The organism is Pseudomonas sp. BN607, from assembly GCF_029871175.1.
In the GTDB taxonomy this organism is placed as follows: domain Bacteria; phylum Pseudomonadota; class Gammaproteobacteria; order Pseudomonadales; family Pseudomonadaceae; genus Aquipseudomonas.
This window is the reverse complement of sequence record NZ_SSOE01000056.1, coordinates 355,959-379,711: the sequence shown is the minus strand read 5'-3', so window position 1 is coordinate 379,711 and position 23,753 is coordinate 355,959. Positions and strand designations below refer to the sequence as shown.

At 63.9% G+C, this 23,753-nt stretch carries 23 protein-coding genes; 15 read left to right on the top strand and 8 right to left on the bottom strand.

Translation table 11 applies throughout. The features are described 5' to 3' along the window. Positions 1-25 precede the first annotated feature (25 nt). On the top strand, positions 26-940 hold the full coding sequence (locus E8E68_RS15670; RefSeq protein ID WP_266032280.1) for an SDR family oxidoreductase: 915 nt from the start codon (positions 26-28) through the stop codon (positions 938-940). Between the two features lie 271 nt (positions 941-1,211). Here the strand turns inward: E8E68_RS15670 and E8E68_RS15665 are convergent, their stop codons facing one another. Next, positions 1,212-1,994, bottom strand: coding sequence for an IclR family transcriptional regulator (locus E8E68_RS15665; RefSeq protein ID WP_110742890.1), 783 nt, complete (start codon positions 1,992-1,994; stop codon positions 1,212-1,214). A 174-nt stretch (positions 1,995-2,168) separates the two neighbouring features. Here E8E68_RS15665 and hmgA point away from each other — a divergent pair, with 174 nt between their 5' ends. The 3 genes from hmgA to maiA are packed head-to-tail and all read left to right on the top strand — an operon-like array spanning position 2,169 to position 5,411. Then, positions 2,169-3,470 (top strand): homogentisate 1,2-dioxygenase, encoded by a 1,302-nt coding sequence (gene hmgA / locus E8E68_RS15660; RefSeq protein WP_266032281.1) that lies wholly within the window; start codon positions 2,169-2,171, stop codon positions 3,468-3,470. Between the two features lie 3 nt (positions 3,471-3,473). Further along, entirely contained in the window at positions 3,474-4,766 is a 1,293-nt protein-coding gene (gene fahA / locus E8E68_RS15655; RefSeq protein WP_266032282.1) for a fumarylacetoacetase, read from the top strand. A 12-nt stretch (positions 4,767-4,778) separates the two neighbouring features. Beyond that, the gene (gene maiA, locus E8E68_RS15650) at positions 4,779-5,411 is read left to right on the top strand and encodes a maleylacetoacetate isomerase (protein WP_266032283.1); all 633 of its coding nucleotides are present in this window, start codon (positions 4,779-4,781) and stop codon (positions 5,409-5,411) included. On the opposite strand, the gene E8E68_RS15645 is transcribed toward maiA, so the two are convergent. Next, complete coding sequence (locus E8E68_RS15645; protein ID WP_266032284.1) at positions 5,405-6,211, bottom strand: tetratricopeptide repeat protein; 807 nt, start codon at positions 6,209-6,211, stop codon at positions 5,405-5,407. The two genes, maiA and E8E68_RS15645, sit on opposite strands and share 7 nt — an antisense overlap. A 122-nt stretch (positions 6,212-6,333) precedes the next feature. Between E8E68_RS15645 and E8E68_RS15640 the strand changes: the two genes are divergently transcribed. Beyond that, positions 6,334-7,353: a Glu/Leu/Phe/Val dehydrogenase dimerization domain-containing protein gene (locus E8E68_RS15640; RefSeq protein WP_110742534.1), complete on the top strand. Its 1,020-nt coding sequence runs from the start codon at positions 6,334-6,336 to the stop codon at positions 7,351-7,353. A 16-nt stretch (positions 7,354-7,369) separates the two neighbouring features. On the opposite strand, the gene E8E68_RS15635 is transcribed toward E8E68_RS15640, so the two are convergent. Then, positions 7,370-7,633: a YebG family protein gene (locus tag E8E68_RS15635; RefSeq protein WP_016497959.1), complete on the bottom strand. Its 264-nt coding sequence runs from the start codon at positions 7,631-7,633 to the stop codon at positions 7,370-7,372. A 289-nt stretch (positions 7,634-7,922) separates the two neighbouring features. On the opposite strand from E8E68_RS15635, the gene E8E68_RS15630 reads away from it, so the two are divergent. Beyond that, complete coding sequence (locus E8E68_RS15630; RefSeq protein ID WP_110742535.1) at positions 7,923-8,393, top strand: phosphate-starvation-inducible PsiE family protein; 471 nt, start codon at positions 7,923-7,925, stop codon at positions 8,391-8,393. Positions 8,394-8,396: 3 nt separating this feature from the next. Here E8E68_RS15630 and E8E68_RS15625 read toward each other — a convergent pair whose 3' ends face one another. Continuing rightward, positions 8,397-8,687: a DUF3509 domain-containing protein gene (locus tag E8E68_RS15625; RefSeq protein WP_110742536.1), complete on the bottom strand. Its 291-nt coding sequence runs from the start codon at positions 8,685-8,687 to the stop codon at positions 8,397-8,399. Positions 8,688-8,808: 121 nt separating this feature from the next. Continuing rightward, complete coding sequence (locus E8E68_RS15620; protein WP_110742537.1) at positions 8,809-9,156, bottom strand: HPF/RaiA family ribosome-associated protein; 348 nt, start codon at positions 9,154-9,156, stop codon at positions 8,809-8,811. 245 nt (positions 9,157-9,401) lie between these two features. On the opposite strand from E8E68_RS15620, the gene E8E68_RS15615 reads away from it, so the two are divergent. From E8E68_RS15615 to E8E68_RS15590, 6 genes are all read left to right on the top strand, one after another. Continuing rightward, on the top strand, positions 9,402-9,707 hold the full coding sequence (locus tag E8E68_RS15615; RefSeq protein WP_266032285.1) for a DUF3649 domain-containing protein: 306 nt from the start codon (positions 9,402-9,404) through the stop codon (positions 9,705-9,707). Then, the gene (locus E8E68_RS15610) at positions 9,704-11,281 is read left to right on the top strand and encodes a PepSY-associated TM helix domain-containing protein (protein WP_266032286.1); all 1,578 of its coding nucleotides are present in this window, start codon (positions 9,704-9,706) and stop codon (positions 11,279-11,281) included. Before E8E68_RS15615 ends, E8E68_RS15610 begins: the two co-directional genes overlap by 4 nt. Continuing rightward, positions 11,281-11,607 (top strand): DUF3325 domain-containing protein, encoded by a 327-nt coding sequence (locus E8E68_RS15605; RefSeq protein WP_266032287.1) that lies wholly within the window; start codon positions 11,281-11,283, stop codon positions 11,605-11,607. The genes E8E68_RS15610 and E8E68_RS15605 overlap by 1 nt, the downstream gene beginning before the upstream one ends. Before the next feature lie 4 nt (positions 11,608-11,611). Beyond that, complete coding sequence (locus E8E68_RS15600; RefSeq protein ID WP_266032288.1) at positions 11,612-12,187, top strand: RNA polymerase sigma factor; 576 nt, start codon at positions 11,612-11,614, stop codon at positions 12,185-12,187. After that, entirely contained in the window at positions 12,184-13,167 is a 984-nt protein-coding gene (locus E8E68_RS15595) for a FecR family protein (protein WP_280342690.1), read from the top strand. Before E8E68_RS15600 ends, E8E68_RS15595 begins: the two co-directional genes overlap by 4 nt. Before the next feature lie 162 nt (positions 13,168-13,329). Beyond that, positions 13,330-15,720 (top strand): TonB-dependent receptor, encoded by a 2,391-nt coding sequence (locus E8E68_RS15590; RefSeq protein WP_280342688.1) that lies wholly within the window; start codon positions 13,330-13,332, stop codon positions 15,718-15,720. A gap of 29 nt (positions 15,721-15,749) precedes the next feature. Here the strand turns inward: E8E68_RS15590 and E8E68_RS15585 are convergent, their stop codons facing one another. Beyond that, positions 15,750-16,625 carry an AraC family transcriptional regulator gene (locus E8E68_RS15585; protein ID WP_280342685.1) on the bottom strand — a complete coding sequence of 292 codons (876 nt, stop codon included), beginning with the start codon at positions 16,623-16,625 and terminating at the stop codon, positions 15,750-15,752. 159 nt (positions 16,626-16,784) lie between these two features. Here E8E68_RS15585 and E8E68_RS15580 point away from each other — a divergent pair, with 159 nt between their 5' ends. Further along, a complete protein-coding gene (locus E8E68_RS15580) occupies positions 16,785-17,687 on the top strand; it encodes a DMT family transporter (protein WP_280342682.1) in 903 nt (300 codons plus the stop codon). Between the two features lie 67 nt (positions 17,688-17,754). Here the strand turns inward: E8E68_RS15580 and E8E68_RS15575 are convergent, their stop codons facing one another. Further along, a complete protein-coding gene (locus E8E68_RS15575; protein ID WP_266032293.1) occupies positions 17,755-18,729 on the bottom strand; it encodes a D-glycerate dehydrogenase in 975 nt (324 codons plus the stop codon). Positions 18,730-18,908: 179 nt separating this feature from the next. Beyond that, positions 18,909-19,856 carry a LysR family transcriptional regulator gene (locus E8E68_RS15570; protein ID WP_266032294.1) on the bottom strand — a complete coding sequence of 316 codons (948 nt, stop codon included), beginning with the start codon at positions 19,854-19,856 and terminating at the stop codon, positions 18,909-18,911. Positions 19,857-20,047: 191 nt separating this feature from the next. Between E8E68_RS15570 and E8E68_RS15565 the strand changes: the two genes are divergently transcribed. Both E8E68_RS15565 and E8E68_RS15560 read left to right on the top strand, forming a co-directional pair. After that, positions 20,048-21,577: an efflux transporter outer membrane subunit gene (locus E8E68_RS15565; RefSeq protein ID WP_280342677.1), complete on the top strand. Its 1,530-nt coding sequence runs from the start codon at positions 20,048-20,050 to the stop codon at positions 21,575-21,577. Beyond that, the gene (locus E8E68_RS15560; RefSeq protein ID WP_280342674.1) at positions 21,574-23,751 is read left to right on the top strand and encodes an FUSC family protein; all 2,178 of its coding nucleotides are present in this window, start codon (positions 21,574-21,576) and stop codon (positions 23,749-23,751) included. Before E8E68_RS15565 ends, E8E68_RS15560 begins: the two co-directional genes overlap by 4 nt. Positions 23,752-23,753: the final 2 nt, after the last annotated feature.

Genomic DNA, 23,753 nt, shown 5'->3' with positions numbered 1-23,753 from the left:
CCTGAACCTGCCTGGAGCCTTGAGCATGAGCGAGCCTGTCCGTCTGCAAGATCGCGTGGTAATCGTTACCGGTGCCGGAGGTGGCCTGGGCCGTGCCCACGCGCTGCTGTTCGCTGCGCGGGGTGCCAAGGTCGTGGTCAACGACCTCGGCGGCTCTACCCACGGTGAAGGTGCCAGCGCCTCGGCTGCCGACCGGGTGGTGGAGGAGATCCGCGCCGCCGGGGGCAGCGCGGTTGCCAACCACGACTCGGTCAGCCACGGCGCGCGCATTGTCGAGCAGGCCCTGGACAGCTTTGGCCGGGTCGATGTGCTGGTGAACAATGCCGGCATCCTGCGTGACAAAACCTTCCACAAGATGGACGACAGCGACTGGGAGCAGGTTTACCAGGTGCATGTCGAGGGCGCCTACAAAGTCACCCGCGCGGCCTGGCCACACCTGCGCGAGCAGAACTGGGGCCGGGTGATCTTTACCGCCTCCACCTCCGGTATCTACGGCAACTTCGGCCAGGCCAACTACGGCATGGCCAAGCTGGGCCTGTACGGGCTCACCCGCACCTTGGCGATCGAGGGGCGCAAGCACAACATCCTGGTCAATGCCATCGCCCCCACAGGTGGAACACGAATGACCGAAGGGCTGATCCCGCCGCAGGTGTTCGAGCGGCTCAAGCCCGAACTGGTCAGCCCGCTGGTGATGTACCTGGGCAGTGAGCAGTGCCAGGGCAGCGGCGAGCTGTTCGAGGTGGGCGGTGGTTGGGTCGGCAAGGTGCGTTGGGAGCGTAGCCTGGGTGTGGGCTTTGACCCCCGCGAAGGCTTTACCCCCGAGCAGGTGGCGCAGAACTGGGCGCGCATTGGTGATTTCGACGGCGCGGTGCACCCGCAGGACAGTTTGCAGGCGCTGCAGCAGATGATGGAAAACCTGCAGAAGTACCCGCTAGGTTGAAATGGGTAATGACTGCGCAGACCTTTTGCCGGCTCGCGCAGAAGGGCACTTTATCCAGGCCATAAAAAAGGCCGCTGCAAGCCGCAGCGGCCAATCGAGACGTTAGATCAAGGAGCTTCAAAATCTACGTCGGTGAACCTCGCAGGCCTGAAAGGCGGGGGGAGAGCCCTTCATGCCGGCCAGTGAGTGAAGAATAAGCGCTTGATCCCGTGGGAAAAATAGCCCCTTATGACATTCACCTTTACGTTTCGGGCAACAGTGAAGCTGCTGCTCAGGCGGCGGGCGAATAGCCCATGCGCCAGCTGGTCTCGCGCGCGGCCGCCAGCAACCGCAGTGCTGCGGGGCCGTGTTCGTCGGCATGGAAGATCGACGTCGGCCCGACCACGGTCATCACCGCTGCAACCTGGCCCATGGCATTGAAAACCGGTGCCGAGAGCGCGTCCACGCCCGGCATCAACAGGCCGTGCACATGGTGCAGGCCACGTTCGCGAATGCCTGCCAGCAGCGCCTGGTAGTGGTCGGCATCGTGCCCCAGGGCAGCCAGCTCACGGTCACGCAACTCTACGGTTTCGCGCTCGGGCAGGTAGGCAGCGAACACCAGCCCGGTAGACGAGCTAAGCAGTGGCAGCACCGAGCCGATTTGCGTTACCACCGTGACTGCACGTACCGCCGGTTCGATGCTGACCACGGTCGCACCCTGGTTACCCCACACGGCAATGAAGCAGCTTTCATTCAGTTCGTCGCGCAGTTGCGACAGCGGCAGCGCGGCTATTTTCAGCACGTCGATGCTGCCAAGCGCCGCCAGCCCCACCCGCAGTGCCTCACGCCCCAGGCCGTAATGGTTGGTGGCGGCATCCTGCTCGGCAAAGCCGCTGGCGATCAACGCCTGCAGGTAACGGTGCACCTTGCTTGCCGGCATCTGCACATGCTCTGCCAGGCGTGACAGCGAGGTGGACGGGGACAGTTCGGCAAGGGCTTTGAGGATGTCGGTGCCGACCTCCGCCGAGCGGACTTTCTGCTTGCCGTTATCGGCGGGGGAGCTGGCTTTGGTCATGGACATCTTCTTCTGCATTTTTCAAGTCGGGCCTTTATAGCTTGACGCCATGCGCGTAGCAAATTACGTTATTCGTAATCTGATTACGATAAAAACAATGCAGACGCGCTGCCACCCCACCTCGGGGCAACAGCCAGCTGCCCGCAACGGCTCGGCCAGAGCCCGGAGGCACCGATGACTCGCGACCCCTCACCCGACCTTCACTACCTCAGCGGCTTCGGCAACGAATTTGCCAGCGAAGCCCTGCCAGGGGCCTTGCCGGTTGGGCAGAACTCGCCGCAGAAGGCGCCCTACGGGTTGTATGCCGAACTGCTTTCGGGCACAGCGTTCACCATGGCCCGCAACGAGCTGCGCCGTACCTGGCTGTACCGTATTCGCCCCTCTGCATTGCACCCGCGTTTCGAGCGCCTGGCGCGTCAGCCGCTGAGTGGGCCGTTGGGGGGCATCAATCCCAACCGCCTGCGCTGGAGCCCACAGCCGATTCCCGGCGAGCCGACCGACTTCATCGAGGGCTGGCTGCCGATGGTGGCCAACGCGGCGGCAGAAAAGCCGGCTGGTGTCAGTATCTATATCTACCGCGCCAACCGCTCCATGGAGAGGGTGTTCTTCAACGCCGATGGCGAACTGCTGCTGGTGCCGGAACTGGGCCGCCTGCGCATCGCTACCGAACTGGGGGTGATGGAGGTCGAACCACTGGAAATTGCAGTGATCCCGCGCGGCATGAAGTTCCGTGTCGAACTGCTCGATGGCCAGGCCCGTGGCTATATCGCCGAAAACCATGGGGCACCACTGCGTCTCCCGGACCTGGGCCCGATCGGCAGCAACGGCCTGGCCAACCCGCGCGACTTCCTTACCCCGGTAGCGCACTACGAAGAGGCCGCAGGGCCGGTGCAACTGGTGCAGAAGTTCCTGGGCGAGCACTGGGCCTGCGAGCTGCAGCACTCGCCGCTGGACGTGGTCGCCTGGCACGGCAGCAACGTGCCGTACAAGTACGACCTGCGCCGCTTCAACACCATTGGCACGGTCAGCTTCGATCACCCGGACCCGTCGATCTTCACCGTGCTGACCTCGCCGACCAGCGTGCATGGCCTGGCCAACATGGACTTCGTGATCTTCCCGCCACGCTGGATGGTGGCCGAGAACACCTTCCGTCCACCTTGGTTCCACCGCAACCTGATGAACGAATTCATGGGCCTGATCAATGGCGCCTACGATGCCAAGGCCGAGGGCTTCGTGCCGGGCGGTGCGTCGCTGCACGGGGTGATGAGCGCCCATGGTCCCGACGCCGAAACCTGCGAAAAAGCCATTGCCGCCGACCTGGCACCGCACAAGATCGACAACACCATGGCCTTCATGTTCGAGACCAGCCAAGTGCTGCGCCCGAGCCTGCAAGCCCTTGAATGCCCGCAATTGCAGGCCGACTACGATAGTTGCTGGGCGACCTTGCCGAGCACCTTCAACCCGAACCGGAGATAACCCATGAACCACACTGCCAATGCCCGTAGCTGGGTCGAGCACGCCAACGGGCACAGCGACTTCCCGCTGCAGAACCTGCCCATGGGTATCTTCAGCCGGCCGGGTGAAGCCAGGCGCTGTGGCGTGGCCATCGGCGACGCAATCCTCGACCTGGAAGCGGCGCTGGCCGCCGGCCTGTTCGACGGCGCCGCCAAGGCCGCCGTCGAGGCTACCCAGGGCGGGGCGCTGAACGCATTCTTCGCGTTGGGGCGCAATGCGCGCGTGGCTCTGCGCGAGCGCCTGCAGGTATTGCTTGGCGAACACAGCGAACACCAGGCGGCGCTGAAGCCGCTGCTGTATCTGGCCAGCGACTGCCAGTTGCATGTACCGGCGCAGATCGGTGACTACACCGACTTCTACGTGGGTATCGAGCACGCCAAGAACGTGGGCAAGCTGTTCCGCCCCGACAACCCGCTGCTGCCTAACTACAAGTACGTCCCGATCGGTTACCACGGCCGTGCTTCGACCATTCGCCCTTCGGGCACCGATGTGCGTCGGCCAAAAGGCCAGACCTTGCCGGCCGGGCACACTGAGCCGAGCTTCGGCCCCTGTGCGCGGCTGGACTACGAGCTGGAACTGGGCATCTGGATCGGCCAGGGCAACGAGATGGGCCAGGCCATTCCGGTAGGCGATGCCGCCGAGCACGTAGCCGGCCTGTGCCTGCTCAATGACTGGTCGGCGCGCGACATCCAGGCCTGGGAATACCAGCCATTGGGGCCGTTCCTGTCCAAGAGCTTCATTACCACGATCTCGCCATGGGTGGTCACTGCCGAAGCGCTGGAGCCGTTCCGCTGCGCCCAGCCTGCCCGCCCGGAAGGCGACCCGCAGCCACTGTCCTACCTGCTGGACAAACGCGACCAGGCCGGGGGTGCATTTGACATCGAACTGGAAGTACTGCTGCTGACCGAGCGCATGCGCGAGCAGGGTGTTGCCCCACACCGCCTGACCCTGAGCAACACCCGCAGCATGTACTGGACCGTAGCGCAGCTGGTGGCGCACCACAGCGTCAATGGCTGCCAGCTGCAGCCGGGCGACCTGTTCGGTTCTGGCACGCTGTCGGGCGCCACGCCAGGTTCGTTCGGCAGCCTGCTGGAGATCACCGAAGGCGGCAAGCTGCCGGTGGAGCTGGCCAGTGGCGAGGTGCGCAAGTTCCTCGAGGACGGTGACGAGATCATCCTGCGGGCGCGCTGCGCGCGTGACGGTGTGGCCAGCATCGGTTTCGGCGAATGCCGTGGCACGGTTGTCGCGGCCAACTGAGGAGGCTAGGGCATGGAGCTGTACACCTACTACCGTTCCACCTCGTCCTACCGGGTGCGCATTGCCCTGGCACTGAAGGGGCTGGCTTACCAGTCACTGCCGGTCAACCTGCTGCAAGGTGGGCAGCGAGATGCGGGCTATGTTGCCGTCAACCCGCAGGGGCGGGTGCCTGCCTTGCGCACCGATGGCGGTGATTTGCTGGTGCAGTCACCTGCGATCATCGAATACCTGGAAGAGGTTTATCCACAGCCTGCGCTGCTGCCGGCCATGGCCGAGGTGCGTGCCAAGGCGCGAGGCGTGGCAGCGATCATAGGCTGCGACATTCACCCGCTGCACAATGTCAGCGTGCTCAACCGGCTGCGCGAGGCAGGCCATGACGAGGGACAGGTCAGCGACTGGATCGATCACTGGATCAGCCAAGGGCTGGCGGCAGTGGAGCAACTGATTGGCGATGAAGGCTTCTGCTTTGGCGATACGCCAGGGCTGGCGGATGTGTACCTGATCCCGCAGCTGTACGCCGCCGAGCGCTTCAATGTCGACCTCGGCGGCTTCCCGCGTATTCGGCGGGTTGCCGCACTGGCAGCCGTTCACCCGGCCTTCGCCAGTGCCCATCCCGCCCGGCAGCCGGACAGCCCGGCTCAGTGAAGTGAACGGTTCGCGACCGGGAGCTTGCCGATACGCTCGGACAGCTTCAGGCGCTGGACCGGGTCTTCGGTCAGCAACAACGCATGCTCCAGGTCGAAGCGCTCGGCCTGTGGGCAATCCAGGTGTTGGTAGAGCGAGGCGCGGGTCATATAGTCGCTCACCTGCACCGGGCCCAGTTGCATCACCCGCTCCGCATCGATCAGCGCCGCCAGGTGGTTGTCGTTACTGATGTGCAGCTGGCGCAGGTTACGTGACAGGCGTTGCAGCATCTGCAAAGGGCTGGCGCCGCGCATATGCTCTGCTGTCAGCGCCACGTGCGGGCCGAACTGGCGCGCCAGCAACTCGCGGCAATCGCTGGGGTACAAACGTCGGCCGCCACAGGGGTCCAGCAGGTGGTCGGCCCCCGGTACGCGGAGCAGGAAATGCCCAGGGAAGCCCACGCCCTCCAGCGGGATGGACAGGCGCCGCGCCAGCTCCAGAGCAAGGATTGCCAGCGTCAGCGGTTGGCCACGGCGGCGCTGCAGCACCTTGTCCATCATCGCTGCGTGCGGGCGCAAGGGGTGGTATTCATCCTGCTGGAAACCCAGTGCGTTGAGCTGGCGCAGCAGCGGCTGGGCCAGTTCGCCCAGCGGCAGCATGGGCAGACTGGTGCTGATCTCGCGCTGCAGTTCGTGCACGTGGGCAAGGCTGGCTGCGGGCTCGACGCTGCGGTCGTGCTCGGCAGCTATCCACAATGCGGCTTCCAGCACGGCGACAGGCTCGCGTTCCAGGCAGGCCAGGCAGGCTTGACGTGGGTTCATGGGGTTTCTCCACACACGCTTGAGTATTAGCCGTGGCGCGCGGTTTCGTCCAGTGGTCCGGCGGCGGCACCGGCCCCGGGGCCGTGCCTATACTGGAGTAAGCACCTCGTGGGGGCCTGTCGATGTTCGCACTGATGCAAAGCACCCGTACTCAGTCACTGCACTTGTTCAACGACCCGGCTACGGGCCTGAAAGCGGTGGTGGCGATCCACAGCGAGCAGTTGGGGCCGGCGATGGGCGGTTGCCGCTACCTGCCGTATGCCGATGACGAAAGTGCCATGACCGACGCCATCCGCCTGGCCCAGGGCATGAGCTACAAGGCGGCCCTGGCGGGTTTGCCGCTGGGTGGCGGCAAGGCGGTGATCATGCGTAACCCGCATGTGGAAAACCGCGCCGCGCTGTTCGAAGCCTTTGGCCGCTTCATCGATACCTTGCATGGGCGCTTCATCATTGCCGTGGACAGCGGCACCTCTACCCTGGACATGGACTGCATCGCCCAGAGCACGCCGCATGTGACCAGTACCACTGCTTCGGGTGACCCCTCACCGCATGCGGCGATGGGGGTATTCGCCGGTATCAGGGCAACAACCTCATTCCGCCTTGGCAGTGATGATTTGCGCGGCCTGCGGATCGCGATTCAAGGGTTGGGCAATGTCGGTTATGCGCTGGCCGAGCAACTGCACGCGGTAGGCGCGGAGTTGCTGGTCAGCGACCTCGACCCGGGGCGTGTGCGGCTGGCGATGGAGCAGTTCGATGCAAAGCCTGTGACCAACGATGCGTTGCTCAGCACCCCTTGCGATATTTTTGCGCCATGCGGCGTGGGGCCGGTATTGAATGGGCAGAGCGTGATGCAGCTGCGGTGTGCGGCAGTGGCGGGGGCGGCGAACAACCAGTTGACTACCTTGCAGGTGGCCGACCAGCTGGAGTCGCGCGGGATACTGTATGCGCCTGACTATGTCATCAATGCTGGCGGGCTGATCTATGTGGCGCTAACCCATCGTGGCGAAGACCTGGGCACCATCACCGCGCACCTGGCGCGGATACCTACGCGGCTGACCGAAGTGTTCGGCCATGCGCAGGCAGAGAAGCGCTCGCCGGCGCGAGTGGCGCAGATGCTGGCGGAGCGATTGCTGTACGGGTAACGAGGCCTGGGCAGGCCTACTCTGCTGCTGGCGCTTCGAGCAACTCGGCCAACGCATCCGGCTGGCTTTTGAACGCCCGGGCGAACACATCGCGGTTCTTGGCCATGTAGATACCGGCTTCCTCGACCTGCTGCTCGGTCAGCGACGGCACCGCCTTGTGCAGCACTTCGGCCAGGCGCTCGGCCAGTTCGAGCATTTTGTCGTGACGGTCTGCTTCGGCCTTATCCATGAACAAGCGCTCCGGGTCGCGGCTGCTGCGGTACACCACTTCGACGGCCATTCATCACCTCTATGCCTTTTTGCTGGTTGTGTTGCGATTTACTGTATCGATATACAGTAATGGCAATACGGGTTGGTTCGCAAGCAGAAATTGTAGCCTGGCATAGACCGAGCGCTGCGCGCGCCTTTGCCTGTCAAAGCCGGTCGCTTTTTTGCAACCCGCCATGCCTCAAGGTGCCTTGCGGCAATCGGTCGCCTTCCAAGACAGGGGCCTGGCCCTTTAACTGCATGGCACAAGCGTCACATCAGCGACGCATCATCCTTAAAGACGTATCGGGGAATGGAACATCGTGAACATCAAATGGGCAGAAAAGCTGCGCAAGGGCCTGCACGGCTCGGCTGACTCGCTGGGTAACCTGTGCGTCGAGGCCTTCCATTACCTGGCGCTGTTCGGCATTGGCGCGATTACCGCTTATGCGGCGGTGGTCACCTTTCTGGACATGCTCGGCAAGGGCGGGATCAGCGTCGATGACATTCTGCTGCTGTTCATCTACCTCGAACTGGGGGCGATGGTCGGCATCTACTTCAAGACCAACCACATGCCGATCCGCTTTCTGCTGTATGTGGCAATCACCGCGCTCACTCGCCTGCTGATCGGCGATGTTTCGCACCACAAGGCACCGGACGAGGGGCTGCTGTACCTGTGTGGGGGCATCCTGCTGCTGGCGTTCTCGATCCTGGTGGTGCGCTACGCCTCGTACCGCTACCCCTCGACCAAGGTGCTGGATGCCAACGGCAAGGACGTAGGGGAGGGCAAGTAGGCCTCAGTTGGCCATGAATGGGCGCTGACCGTGACCGGCGTCGCGGGTCAGCGCTGCCAGTACCTGCATGGGGTTCTGCCCCAGTTCGATGGCCAGGCCCAGGCGGATGCTGTCGATCACCCGCTGCAGGCGCACTGGGTCGTTGCGTTGAGCCTGGGTGATGAGGCGCTTGGCCACCACGCCGGCGTCGTCGGACAGGGTCAGCATGATGCTGCCGTCGAGGTTCGCAATGCTCAGGTTCACCCGATATTCGGGAGCGAATGCTGCACTGATTCGTTCGAATGGGTTGTTCATGGTCTTGCTTCTGCGGTGAGTGAGTGCAGAGGTTGACCGGGATGTTCGCACGTTGGTTCAGTGCCATTGATCGGCACAAACGAAAACGCCCGGCTCAAGGCCGGGCGTTTGGCATTGTCGATCAGGCGTCGGGGTCACTCAGTTCCAGGGCGCCGCGCTTGCTGCGCAGCTTGCCGTAGAAGTGTTCCAGCGCATGGTTGAGTTTGGTGGCTGCACCGTCGACTGCCTGGTCCAGCGAAGTGGCGGTGTGGGTCACGGAAATCGGCTGGTGGCCTTTGGGGCGAGCCTCCATCTGGCAGCGTTTGTCATGCGGTCCGGGCTTGGCGCCGTTCTCGTCGCGCAGGTGCACCTCGATGCGGGTGAGGTCGTCCTCGTAGCGCTCAAGTGAGCTTTCCAGTGTACTGCGGACCCACTGGTCGAGCCGGGCGTTACCTTCGAAATGGTTGCTGCTGTTAACCTGGATTTGCATGATTCAATCCTTATTCAGCTTGCTCGCATGGAGGCGCTGCCAGGTCCTTGAGACCCTTGGAATTTCTGCGCCTCTTGACTCTAAGGTCAGGCAACCGCGCAACGAATTCAAGCCCTTTTTGAAAATAAATTTCTTGTTGCACATCCCCCTTGCAAGACCGCTGGCGTGCACCCCTACGATGTAGCTTTGCTTATGAGAATTGAAATCATTAGTATTGCAATCCCGAACACGCCCGGACCTTCGCCATGACGCGCAACACTGCCGGCCTTCCGCTCAGCTACCGCCTGGCCGTGACCTCACGCAGCCTGGCTGCGCTGCTGGGTGGCTACCTGCTGGCGTCCATGGCCAGCGCCTGCATCGCCCTTGTGGCACCGTTGCCCAAGGTCGATGCCACGCTCACTGGCCTGTTGCTTTCGTTCGTCTTCTACCTGCTGGCATTCATCTGGTGCTTTGCCTGCCGCAGCGCCTGGCGGGCCTGGCTTGGCGTGCTGGCGCCAAGCCTGTTGCTGGGCATGATCAGCGCCGTTGCCTACTGGATGAAAAACCCATGAAAGAAGGCTTCCGCCAGGCCATGGCCTGGCTGCACACCTGGACCGGGCTGATCTTCGGTTGGCTGCTGTTCGCCATTTTCCTCACCGGCACGCTGTCGTACTTCAAGGAGGAGATTACCCAATGGTCTCACCCCGAGGTTCGCAGCCACGCGCTGGACCCGGCCCGTAGCTTGGGGATGGCCCAGCGTTACCTGGAGCAGAATGCCGGGCATTCCAGTAACTGGTTCATCCGCCTGCCCAACGAGCGCGAGGCCGCGTTGACCGTGGGTTACCGTGACCCGAATGGCGGGCGGCGCGGCTTCGCCAGCAAGACCCTCGATACCCAGACCGGCCAGCCGGTGGAAGCACGCGACAGCAGGGGGGGCGAGTTCTTCTACCGCTTCCATTTCCAGTTACAGATGCCGTACCCGTTCGGTCGCTGGCTGTCGACTTTCTGCGCGTTCATCATGCTGCTGGGGCTGGTCACCGGCATCATCACCCACAAGAAGATCTTCAAGGAGTTCTTCACCTTCCGGCCCGGCAAGGGCCAGCGCTCTTGGCTGGATGGGCACAACGCCATAGGTGTGCTGGTGCTGCCATTCCACCTGATGATCAGCTACAGCAGCCTGGTGTTGTTCATGTACATGGTGATGCCAGCGGGCATCATGGCCAGCTATGGCAATGACACTGACAAATACTTCAACGACCTGTTCGGCCGTGACGATGCGCCCAAGGCAGCCCAGGTAGCCACGCCGCTGGTGGCGCTGCCAAGCCTGTACGCCAAGGTGCAGGAACTGCAGCCAGGCGCGCGGATCGGTAGCATCCAGGTGCAGAACCCGGGCGACAGCAATGCCCGCGTCACCTTCAGCCAGTCGGCCGCTGACCACGTGGCCTACCGGCGCAGCGCCAACTGGACCTTCGATGGCGCCAACGGCGCGCTGCTCAGCCAGGGCAAGCCAGAGAGCGGGGCGATGATGACTGCCTTCAGCTTCGCCGGGCTGCACATGGGCAACTTCGCCGGGCCCTGGCTGCGCTGGCTGTACTTTTTCTTTGGTGTTTCCGGTACTGCGGTGATCGGCACCGGCCTGGTGATGTGGCTGGGCAAGCGCCAGCTCAAGCATGCCAAAAACGCGCACATGCCAGGGGAGCTGCGCCTGGTCGAGGTGCTCAATATCGCCAGCATGAGTGGCCTGCTGCTGGCTGTGGCGGGCTTCTTCTGGGCCAACCGGCTAATCCCGACCGGCGTTGAAGGCCGCGCCGACTGGGAGGTCAATGTCTTCTTCATGGCCTGGGGCCTGTCACTGGTGCATGCCGTGCTGCGCAGCGGGCGCCGAGCCTGGGGCGAGCAACTGGCACTGGGCGCGTTCGCCTTTACCTTGCTGCCGCTGCTCAATGGCCTGACCACCGGCCGCGGTCTGAATCAGTCGCTGCCCGCGGGTGATTGGTCCATGGCCGGTTTTGACCTGACGGCGCTGGGCACCGGGCTGTTCCTGGCCTGGCTGGCCGGCAAGATGCTACGCAGCCCCAAGCCTATGGCCAGGCGCGCGCCGCGTGCGGCAGAAAAAACGGCGGCTGAACCGGTGCAGGCAAGCTGATGCTGGGTAACGCACTGATCGCCTTTGCAGGTTTCGTCGCCCTGTGCCTGGCCATGGAAAAGCACTTCAAAGACCTGCTCGGGCGCAAGCCGCGGCCCAGGCAGTTGCGCCTGTTACGCGTGACCGGTTGGTTGCTGCTGGCGCTGTCGCTGGTGCTCAGCGTGCACCTGCGGGGCTGGGCCCATGGCCTGGTGGAGTGGGCGGCGGTCATCATGGCCGGGGTGACCCTTTGGGTGTTCGGCCTGCCGTACCAGCCGCGCCTGCTGCTGGGCCTGGCCGCCGCCAGCGCGGTGCTGGGCCCGCTGCTGGCCGTGTTTGCCGTGTGACCCCGTGAGCGACCAGAGGGATATCATCGAGCCCGACGCCGACAGTGCTGGCGGGCGTGCCCGTTTCGTCCAGGTATTCCAGGCCCAGCGTGCGCGCATGGAAGCGCTGGTCAGCCGCCGGGTTGGCTGTCGCGCCACGGCATCGGACCTGGTCCAGGAGCTGTTCCTGCGTTTCTGGCGCCGCCCCGAGGTCAAGGTCGAGGCGCTGGATACCTACCTGCTGCGCTGCGCCGGCAACCTGGCCATTGACCACCTGCGCAGCGAGGGCAGCCGCGAGCGCGTGGCCGAAGCGGCGTTGCCGGTGGATGAAGCGGCCATGGCCCTTGCCCCGGATCAGGCCGTAGAAGTTGACCATGATTTGCAGCGTATCGAGGCCGCCTTGCGTGCCTTGCCCGAGCGTACTCGGCAGATTTTCCTGCTGAACCGTGTCCACGGCTGCAAGTACGGCGAGATAGCCAAGGCCATGCAACTGTCCCAGAGCGCAGTGGAAAAGCATATGATGCGCGCGCTCGAAGCGTGCAAGGCGAGTATCGCCGAGCCCCCGTCCACCCCACGCCGGCCAGGGAGTGCCCATCGATGAGCCGTTTACCGCCGATCACCGAGGCGCAGTCGCAGGCGGCCCTGCACTGGCTCAGCCGCATCAACGAGCAGCCTGGGCAAGCCGAGGGGGCGGCGTTCAAGCGCTGGTTGCTGGCCGACCCTGGCCACCGTGCCGCCTATGACCAGGCCCAGGCGCTATGGCAGCAGAGTGTTGCTCCGGCGGCACGCTTGGCTGATGAAGAGCATGAAACCCTGCAACGCTACCTTGATGCCATGGCCAGACCAGCAGCCAGGCGCCCATGGCGGCAACGGGTCGCGGCGCTGGCTGTGGCGGCCTGCCTGGTACTGGCTGTGAGCGTTGCGGGTGGCTGGCACCCCGCTTACTGGCTGCAGGACTTGCAGGCCGACTACACCACAGGCGGGCAGATTCGCCAGGTGACCCTCGCTGACCAGTCACAGGTGACGCTGGATGCGGACAGCGCGATAGCGATCGATTTCGCACACGGCGAGCGCCGCGTGCGGCTGTTGCATGGCGCCGCGTTTTTCCAGGTAAGCCATACCGGTGAGCCGTTCCTGGTCGAATCTGGCGGGGGGGAGGTGCGGGTGCTGGGTACCCAATTCGAGGTGCGTGAGCAAGACGAGGGTGCCCAGGTGACGGTGCGCAGCGGGCGTGTGGCGGTCAGCCCGATGGCGGGCGCGGTGGCGCGCGAGCTGACGGCTAACCAGCAGGTGGCTTATGCCGCGGGAAAACTGGGCGACACCCAGCAAGTGGACAGCGACAACCGCCTGGCCTGGCGCCAGGGTTGGTTGAATTACTACCAGGTACCGTTGGCGCAGGTGGTCGAGGACCTGGGGCGTTATTACCCGGGGCGCATCCTGCTGCTGGATGATGAATTGGCCAAGCGCAAGGTCAGCGGCAGTTTCCCGGTGGCCGAGCCACTGCTGGCGCTGGATTCACTGGGCAAGGTGATGGGTTTTTCGCGGCAGACGGTGCTGGGGCGACTCACCTTGGTTCAGTGATTACCGGCGCGGTGGCCCTTGCGGAGCACCAGGCGGCTCCTGCAGAGGCGGGCCCAGAAAAAATATTTTCAGATAACGGGTGAGGTAACAGGACGTGGCATCCGTGTAATGAGTGGAAGTGCGATTCATTCGCAGTCATAACCCTCTCACAGGTCAGCGTCCATGAAGTTCTCCCCGCGTTGCGTCCCCCTCTGGTTCGGCCTTGCCATGCTCCCGGCCATCGTCGTCGCTCCTTTGGCGAGCGCTGTCGAGCAACAGCAGGCCTACGCATTCGACCAGCCGGCCCAGCCACTGGCCCAGGCCCTCAACGCCTTCAGCCGCCGCGTGGGCCAAAGCGTGGTCTACACCGTCGAATTGCCCGCTGTGCAGGCCCCGGCGCTGAACGGCAGCTACAGCGCCGAACAAGCGCTGCAACAACTGCTGGTTGGCAGTGGGCTGGCCTGGCGTCGGCTGGACGCGCGCACCCTGACCCTGGAGGCGGTGGATACCTCTGGCGCCCTCAATCTGCAGGCCACCACCGTTACCTCGCAACTGGACATCGACAGCTACCAACCCCCGGCAACGGCCTCGATCATGCGCGGCCAGGGCCCGAACCAGGACATCCCCCAGGCAATCAACGTGGTCCCGGCCCAGGTCATCCGCGACCAGGCCCCGCGTAACCTCGATGACGCCCTGGCCAACGTGAGCGGCATCACCCAGGGCAACAACTTCGGCGGCACGTCCGATACCGTGATGAAGCGCGGCTTTGGCGACAACCGCGACGGCTCGATCATGCGTGACGGGATGCCCATCGTGCAGGGCCGCAGCCTCAATGCCAGTACCGAACGGGTCGAAGTGCTCAAGGGGCCGGCCTCCCTGCTGTACGGCATCCAGGACCCGGGCGGGGTCATCAACGTGGTCAGCAAGCGCCCGCAACTTGAGCGATACAACGCCCTGACCGTGCGGGGTTCGACCTACGGCAGTGGCAAGAACGGCAGTGGCGGCGGGTTCGACAGTACGGGCGCGCTGGGCGACAGCGACTTCGCCTACCGGCTTATCGTCGACCATGAAGACGAGGATTACTGGCGCAACTACGGCGTGCACCGCGAATCGCTGGTGGCGCCGTCGCTGGCCTGGCTGGGCGAGGATACCCAGGTTGTGCTGGCCTACGAGCACCGTGAATTCCTATACCCGTTTGACCGCGGCACGGCGTTCGGCGCAAACGGCCATCCGCTGGACATCCCAGCCACGCGGCGCCTGGACGAGCCTTTCAACGACATGGAAGGGCGTTCCGACCTGTACCGCCTGGAGGTCGACCACCAGTTGGCCGATGACTGGAAGCTGCACTTCGGCTACAGCTTCAACCGCGAGACTTACGATGCCAGCCAGGTTCGCGTGACCGGCGTCAACGAAACCCAAGGCACGCTGACACGCAGCATCGACGGCACCCACAACGCCATGAGCCGTGACCAGTTCGTGACCCTGAGTCTCAATGGTAATGTCGAGCTGGCGGGGATGCAGCATGACCTGCTGTTCGGCATCGACCATGAAGACCGCAAGATCTTTCGCGGTGACCTGATTCGCCAGACACCACAGTCCACGTTCAGTTATCTGGACCCGGTCTACGGACAGGAAGTGGAGGGCTCCAACGTACGAGCCAGCGACAGCGACCAGACCGACAAGCTACGCACCGATGCGCTGTTCGTGCAGGACGCGCTGCACCTCGATGAGCACTGGATCCTTGTAGCAGGTGCGCGTTTCCAGCAGTACGACCAGTACGCTGGCCGGGGTCGCCCGTTCAAGGCCAATACCGACATCAGTGGCCAGGCCTGGGTACCCCACGCCGGTATCGTTTACAAAGTCGACGACCAGCTCTCGTTCTATGGCAGCTACAGCGAGTCGTTCAAGCCCAACTCGACCATCGCGCCGCTGACCGGCAATGTCGTGCTCGACTCCTCGGTGGCACCTGAGGAGGGCAAGTCGTGGGAGCTGGGCGCCAAGTTCGACATGCCAGGCCGCATCACAGGCACCCTGGCCTTGTTCGATATCACCAAGCGCAATGTACTGGTCTCGAACTTTGACGCCATCACCCGCGAGACGGTCTACAGCAATGCGGGTGAAGTCAGTTCACGCGGTGTGGAACTCGACGTGACCGGCCAGCTCAGCGAGCGCTGGAGCCTGATCGGCAGCTATGCACTGACCGATGCCAAGGTAACCAAGGATCCTGATCTTGAGGGCAATCGCCTGCAGAACGTGGCCCGGCACAGCGGCTCGCTGTCGGCGGTGTATGACTTTGGCAGCCTGTTCGGGGGTGACCGGCTGCGCTTCGGTGCCGGCGCCCGCTATGTGGGCGAACGTTCGGGTAACGCGACCAACACCTTCGACCTGCCGAGCTATACCGTTGCCGATGCATTCGCCACCTACGAGACCCAACTCGACGAACATAACGTGCGCCTGCAATTGAACGTGAAGAACCTGTTCGACAAGGTGTATTACAGCTCGGCGGTGAACCAGTACTTTGTGGCGATTGGCGATGCGCGGCAGGTCAGTTTGTCGAGCACCTTCGAGTTCTAGGTCAATGGGGCCGCCGAGCGGCCCCGGTTTCAGCTGAAAAAGGCCTTGCGGTATTCGCCAGGTGTGGCCCCCAGGGCTTGGCGAAACCGGTTGCTGAAATGGCTGGCACTGGCAAACCCGCACAACAGGGCAATTTCCCCCAGCGGCATCACCCCCAGTCGCAACAGCTGGCAAGCGCGGTGCAGCCGCCGGGCCAGGAGGTACTGGTGCGGCGGCAGCCCGAAGCTTGCGCGGAACATGCGCGCAAAATGGTATTCGGACAGGTTGCATCGCAACGCCAGCTCGCCCAGGGTAACGGGCTGGTCCAGGTGGGCTTCGATGTAGTCGACCAGTTGCCTGCGCAGGTTAGGTGCCAGCCCGCCTTTCAGGCGCAGGCCGTGGCGCAGGCCCACTTGGCTGAGCAGCGCATGGTCGACGATTTCGTGCGCCAGGGTACTGGCCAGCAGGCGCTCGCCGGGCTCGTCCCAGTCCAGGCCGATCAGCTGGCGAAAGCGCCCGGCCTGCTGCGGATCATCGAGAAAGGTCGCTTCCTGTAGCTGCAGCTCACGCGGTTCACGGTCGAGCAGGCGCACGCAACCCAAGGCAAATTGCGCCTCGCTAACGTACAGGTGGGCCAGGCGAATGGCACCGTTCACCACCCAGTTCGACTCATGGCCGGCCGGCATGATGCACAGCTTGTCGGGTGCGCCCTTGTCGGCTGGCCGCTGGCGCCGGAAGGTGCCGGTGCCGTCGGCGATGTAGCACGACAAGGTGTGATGGCTTGGGGCCTGATAGTCGCGGGCATCGTCGCGGTTGTTCCACAACGCCGCCGCCAGCCCGTCGCCCAGATGCGCGCTCAGCTCCAGGCGGGCGTGGGGCGAGGCATGCATGGCGTTGAACACTTGCAACTGGGTGAATGGGGTCATGAGCAGTTCCTCTGAGGGCCATCCTACTGCGCCGTGGGCTGGCGCACAGCCACCTGGGGGAGAAATGCGCAAGTTTGTGCAAGCGCAAGGTGTCGGGCAGGGCGAACACTGATTGCACTGGCGAGGGCCGTACCCTCGATCGCCTGAGGATCCGTAACGATGAACCTGTCACTCTATTTGCTCACTGTTTTGATCTGGGGCACCACCTGGATCGCCCTGAAACTCCAACTGGGGGTGGTCGCCATTCCCGTTTCGATCGTCTACCGCTTCGCCCTGGCCGGCCTGATCCTGTTCGCCTTCCTGCTGCTCACCCGCCGCCTGCAGCCAATGACCAAGCGCGGCCACCAGATCTGCCTGGCCCAGGGCCTGTGCCTGTTCTGCGTCAATTTCATCTGCTTCCTCAGCGCCAGCCAGTGGATCGCCAGCGGGCTGATCGCCGTAGTGTTCTCTACCGCCACCCTGTGGAACGCCCTTAACGCGCGGATATTCTTTGGCCAGAAGATCGCTGGCAATGTGCTGGGGGGTGGGGCCCTGGGCTTGCTCGGCCTGGGCCTTTTGTTCTGGCCCGAACTGTCACACCACGCAGCAAGCCGCGAGACATTGTACGGCCTTGGCTTGGCCCTGCTCGGTACGCTGTGCTTCTCGGCCGGCAACATGCTGTCGAGCATGCAGCAGAAGGCCGGGCTCAGGCCCATGACCACCAACGCCTGGGGCATGGTCTACGGGGCGCTCATGCTAGGGCTGTTCTGCGTAGTCAGCGGCGTGCCGTTCAGCATGGAGTGGAATGCGCGGTATATCGGCTCGCTGTTGTATCTGGTGGTGCCAGGGTCGGTGATTGCCTTCACCGCCTACCTGACCCTGGTCGGGCGCATGGGGCCGGAGCGGGCAGCGTACTGCACCGTGCTGTTCCCGTTGGTGGCGTTGAACGTGTCGGCGGTGGCCGAGGGTTACCAATGGACGGCGCCGGCCTTGCTCGGCTTGGTGGCGGTGATGGCGGGGAATGTGCTGGTGTTTCGCAAGCCCCGGGCCAGGGTGGCTGAGGGGGTTGTGGTAGCCAAATAGCTGATGGTTGCGCCGGCCCTTTCGCGGGTTTGCCCGCGAAGCGGCCAGCACAGGCACTCCAGAACGGTCAGCCTTTCCACACCTGCGGGTTCACCAAGTCTCGCGGCCGCTCACCCAGCAACGCCGCACGCAGGTTATCCATCGCCCGGTTGGCCATGGCCGCACGGGTTTCGGCAGTGGCCGAACCAATGTGCGGCAAGGTCAGGGCATTGGGCAGTTTGAACAACGGCGAGTCGGTCAGTGGTTCTTTCTCGTACACGTCCAGGCCTGCTCCGCGAATGGTGCCATTCTGCAACGCTTCGATCAGCGCAGCTTCATCCACCACCGGCCCACGGGCGATGTTGATCAGGAACGCGCTCGGCTTCATCAGCTTCAACTCGCGAGTGCTGATCAGCTTGCGGGTGGCATCGGACAACGGCACCACGATGACCACGAAGTCGGCTTCGGCCAGCAGTTGCTCCAGGCTGCGGAACTGCGCGCCCAGCTCTTGCTCCAGCGCGGGCTTGCGGTTGTTGCCGCTGTACAGGATCGGCATGTTGAAGCCGAAGCGCCCACGGCGTGCCACGGCTGCACCGATGTTGCCCATGCCGACGATGCCCAGGGTCTTGCCATGCACGTCGCTGCCGAAGTGGGCCGGGGCCACGGTAGCCTGCCAGTTGCCGGCCTTGGTCCAGGCATCCAGCTCGGCGGTGCGGCGGGCGCAGCCCATGACCAGCGAGAAGCCCAGGTCGGCCGTGCTTTCGGTGAGCACGTCCGGCGTGTTGGTCAGGGCAATGCCGCGCTCGTTGAAGTAATCCAGGTCGTAGTTGTCATAACCGACCGACACGCTGGACACCACCTCCAGCTTGGCAGCGCCCTCGAGCTGGGCGCGGCCCAGCTTGCGGCCAACGCCGATCAGGCCGTGGGCTTCAGGCAGGGCCTCATTGAACTGGGCGTTGATGTCGCCCAGCTTGGGGTTGGGCATGATCACGTTGAAGTCTTGCTGCAGGCGCTCGGCCATGGCCGGGGTGATACGGCTGAAGGCCAGGACGGTCTTTTTCATCGGGCAACTTCTCTGCAAGGCGGTGGGACAAGGGTGGATTCTTCGCGGGTAAACCCGCACCCACAGGGTTTGTGCAGGCCTTGAGGGCAGCGCTGTACCTGTGGGCGCGGGCAGGTCCGCGAATGGGCCGACAATGGTTAGCAACCTACCATTGTCCAGCCCCGCAATGCAGCAGCTTTTTAGTTGGCGATCATCACCTGATGGGTTTTCAGGTCCGCCTCATGCGCGGCAAGAATCTCCGGCAGCGAGTTGCGCAGGTACTCGACCCAGGTCTTGATCTTGGCATCCAGGTACTGCCGCGACGGGTAGATGGCGTACAGGTTCAGCTCTTGCAGGCGGTATTCGGGCAGCACCCGTACCAGGCTACCGTCACGCAGGCCGTCGATGGCCGAATAGATCGGTAGCACGCCCACGCCCATGCCACTGCGGATCGCGGTCTTCATGGCGTCGGCGGTGTTGACCATGAACGGCGAGCTGGTGATGTTGACCATCTCCTGGCCTTCCGGGCCGTCGAACAGCCACTTCTCCAGCGGGATCACCGGGCTGACCATGCGCAGGCAGGCATGTTTCAGCAGGTCTGCAGGTTTGTGCGCCACCCCGTGGCGGGCAATGTAGGCCGGTGATGCGCAGACGATGCTGTAGGTAATGCCCAGGCGCTGCGAAACGAACCCCGAATCGGGCAGTTCGGTGGCCAGCACGATCGACACGTCATAGCCCTCGTCGAGCAGGTCGGGCACACGGTTGGCCATGGTCAGGTCGAAGGTGACGTCAGGGTGAGATTCGCGGTAGCGGGCGATGGCATCGACCACGAAGTGCTGGCCGACCCCGGTCATCGAATGCACCTTCAACTGCCCGGCCGGGCGCGCATGGGCGTCGCTGGCCTCGGCTTCGGCTTCTTCGACATAGGTCAGAATCTGTTCGCAACGCATCAGGTAGCGCTTGCCGGCCTCGGTCAGCGCAATGCGGCGGGTGGTACGGTTGAGCAGCCTTGTTTGCAGATGGGCTTCCAGGTTGGATACCGCCCGCGACACGTTCGCGGTGGTCGTATCCAGTTGCGCCGCAGCGGCGGTAAAGCTGCCTAATTGGGCTACGCAACTGAAAGCGCGCATGTTTTGCAGGGTGTCCATGGGTCACTCTCGATGTAGAGGACAAAATTGTGTCACGAAGTAACGTAAAAAAGATGAAAAGTTGTCTTCGACCAAAGGCGGATTATCGCTGTTTTGGTAACAAAGATTCGCAGGAATCTGCGCTTATCGCCAGTGCTGCTGCCCCCTAGAATTGCCCGGCCCCTTTACCTCATCCTCGGGAAATCGCAGCTGTGCCGCGTCGCATCATCAGAACGTTCAATGCGTTCAGTGCCTGTGCCCTTGCCCTCACCTTGAGCGGCTGTATCGGAACCTGGGGCATTGCCCCGCAAAGCAAGACGCTGCAAGCCAATACCTTGTCCACAGACGCGGCCATTCGCGAAGCCGCCACCGACGCCCACTGGCCTGACCAGCAGTGGTGGCACGCCTATGGCGACCCGCAGCTGGACCGCTGGATTGGCCTGGCCGTGGCCGGCAGCCCGAGCCTGGCCATGGCTGCGGCGCGGGTGCGCGAAGCCAAGGCCATGGCCGGTGTGGTCGAGTCGGCGGAAAAGCTCCAGGCCAACGGCCAGGCCACGCTCAAGCGCCACAACTGGCCGGAAGACCAGTTCTATGGCCCTGGCGCGCTGTCCGGTGCCAACACCTGGGACAACAATGCTGCCATCGGCTTCAGCTACGCCCTCGACTTGTGGGGCCGTGAACGCAATGCCAGCGAGCAGGCCGTGGACCAGGCGCACATGAGCGTGGCCGAAGCCCGCCAGGCGCAACTGGAACTGCAGAACAATGTGGTGCGTGCCTACATCCAGTTGAGCCTGCATTTTGCCCAGCGCGATATCGTCAGAGCCGAGCTGGAGCAGCAAGAACAGATCCTGGCCTTGGCCAAGCGCCGGCTGGATGCTGGCATCGGCACCCACTTCGAAGTCAGCCAGGCCGAAGCGCCGCTGCCGGAAACCCACCGCCAGCTCGATAGCCTGAACGAAGAGATTGCCCTGAGCCGCAACCAGCTGGCGGCACTGGCAGGCAAGGGCCCGGGCGAAGGCGCCCAGTTGCAGCGCCCGACCCTGGCCCTGGCTGCGCCGCTGAACCTGCCGTCGAGCCTGCCAGCCGAGTTGGTTGGCCAGCGCCCCGACGTGGTTGCCAGCCGCTGGCAGGTGGCCGCGCAGGCGCGGGGTATCGACGTCGCCCACGCCGGCTTTTTCCCCAACGTGGACCTGGTCGGCAGCCTGGGCTTCATGGCCACTGGCGGTGGGCCGCTGGAGTTCCTCACCGGGCGCAAGTTCAACTACAACGTCGGCCCGGCCATCAGCCTGCCGGTCTTCGACGGTGGCCGTCTGCGCTCGCAGTTGGGCGTGGCCTCCGCCGGCTATGACGTGGCCGTGGCGCGCTACAACCAGACTGTGGTCGGTGCGCTGAAAGACATCTCCGACCAGTTGATCCGCCGCGAGTCGATGAAAGAGCAGTCGCACTTTGCCGCCGAGTCGGTCGCCGCTGCGCAGAAAACCTACGACATCGCGATGATCGCCTTCCAGCGCGGCCTTACCGACTACCTCAACGTGCTCAATGCGCAAACCTTGCTGTTCCGCCAGCAGCAGGTGCAGCAGCAGGTGCAGGCCGCCCGCCTGGTCGCCCATGCCGAGTTGGTCACCGCCCTGGGCGGGGGCCTGCAGGCTGGCCAGGATGTGCCCGAGGAACAACGCCAGGCTGCGCCGAAAACCCCGGCGACCCTGGCCATTTTCGACAAGAAGCCGGATAACGCCGAATGAGTAGTTCCAGTCTGCCCGTGCGCTGGCTGCGAAGCCTGGAATGGCGTCGGGGCTTTTTTGCCTGGGCGCGCACCGACGGCGTGACCTGGGTCTACATCTTCAAAGTCCTGGCCGCCGCGTTCATCACTCTGTGGCTGGCCATGCGGCTTGAGTTGCCGCAACCGCGTACGGCGATGATCACCGTGTTCATCGTGATGCAGCCGCAAAGCGGGCACGTGTTCGCCAAGAGCTTCTATCGGGTGCTCGGCACGCTGGCCGGCTCGGCGATGATGGTGGCGCTGATCGCCATCTTTCCGCAGAACACCGAGCTGTTCCTGCCTAGCCTGGCGCTGTGGGTAGGGCTGTGCTCGGCCGGTGCCATGCGCTACCGCACTTTCCGCGCCTATGGCTTCGTGCTGGCCGGCTACACCGCGGCGATGATCGGCCTGCCGGTATTGCAGCACCCTGACCAGGCGTTCATGGCCGCAGTATGGCGGGTGCTGGAAATTGCCCTGGGCATCCTGGTGTCGACCTTCGTCAGTGCCGCGATTCTGCCGCAGTCGGCCAGTGCTGCCATGCGCAACGCCCTTTACCAGCGCTTTGGCGTATTTGCCGGGGTGGTGGTGGAGGCCCTGCGTGGCGACAGTCAAAAGGACCGCTTCGAGAGCAGCAACGTGCGCTTCGTGGCAGAGGCCGTGGGCCTTGAGAGCCTGCGCAACGTCACCGCTTTCGAAGACCCGCACATGCGCCGTCGCAGTGGCCGGCTGGTGCGCATGAACAGCGAGTTCATGGCCATCACCACCCGCTTCAATGCCTTGCACCGCTTGCTGGAGCGCCTGCGTGCCCGTGGCCCGCTGCAGATCGTCAGTGCCATCGAACCGGGCCTGAACACCCTTGTGGAGTTGCTGCAGCCCTATGTAGGCCGGGCGTTGACTGACGCCGATGCGCTGCGCCTGACCCTGGAGCTGGCGGCCTACAAGGAAGGCCTGCAGGCCCAGGTGCGTGGCCTGCGGGCCGAGTACCTGGCGACCGAGCCCAGCGAATCCGACCAGCTCGATTTCCACACCGCGTTCGAGCTGTTGTACCGCTTCGTGGACGAGATGTTCAGCTACGCCGAAACCCACGCCTCGCTGGCCGCGCACAAGCACGAGCGCGAGCGGTGGGACGAGCCCTACGTGGCGCAGACCAGCTGGCTGGTGTCGGCCGCCGCCGGTGTGCGCGCCTCGGCGGTACTGTTGCTGCTGGGCAGCTACTGGCTACTCAGCGACTGGCCAAGCGGTGCCATGATGACCTTGATCGCCACGGTTACCGTGGGCCTGTCGGCGGCCTCGCCGAACCCCAAGCGCATGTCCTTCCAGATGGCTTGCGGCACGGCGATCGGGGCCTTCGTCGGCTTCTTCGAAACCTTTTTCGTCTTCCCTTGGATCGATGGCTTCCCGTTGCTGTGCATGGTACTGGCACCCGTGTTCGTGCTTGGGGCATTCCTGTCGTCGCGCCCCGCCTATGCCGGTTACGGCATCGGCCTGCTGGTGTTCTTCGCCATTGGCTCGGTACCCAACAACCTTACCGTGTATGACCCGTACAGCTTCATCAACGACTACATCGGCATGGTCATTGGCATGTTCGTCTGTGCCGCCGCCGGGGCAATCATTCTGCCGCCCAATAGCCGCTGGTTGTGGAGCCGTCTGGAACAGGAGCTGCGCGAACAGGTGCTGTTCGCCATCAGCGGCCGCCTGCGCGGCATCGGCACGGCTTTCGAAAGCCGCACCCGCGACCTGCTGCACCAGGCCTATGGCCTGGCGGCCGGCAAGCCGCAGGTTCAGAGCCAGCTGATGGGATGGATGTTCACCGTGCTGGAAATCGGCCACGCGGTCATCGAGCTGCGCAAGGAGCAGGCCCGCGCACCGGTGCACCCGGCCTACGCCGAGTCGCAGCCCTGGCGCCAGGCCATTCGCGTGATGGGCCGCGCCCTGGCGCGGCTGTTCCTGCAGCCCAGTGCCAGCAACCACGAGCGCGCGCTGGTAGCGGTGGACCATGCGATTGCCCGCGTGCAGGCCACCGACGAGCCATTCGCCCGGCATTTTGATACCTCGGTGCTACGCCGGGCGCAAAGCTACCTGCACTTCATTCGTTCTTCCCTGCTAGACCCACAGTCGCCGCTGGTACCGGCGAAAGGATTGCACGATGCTCCCTGAAA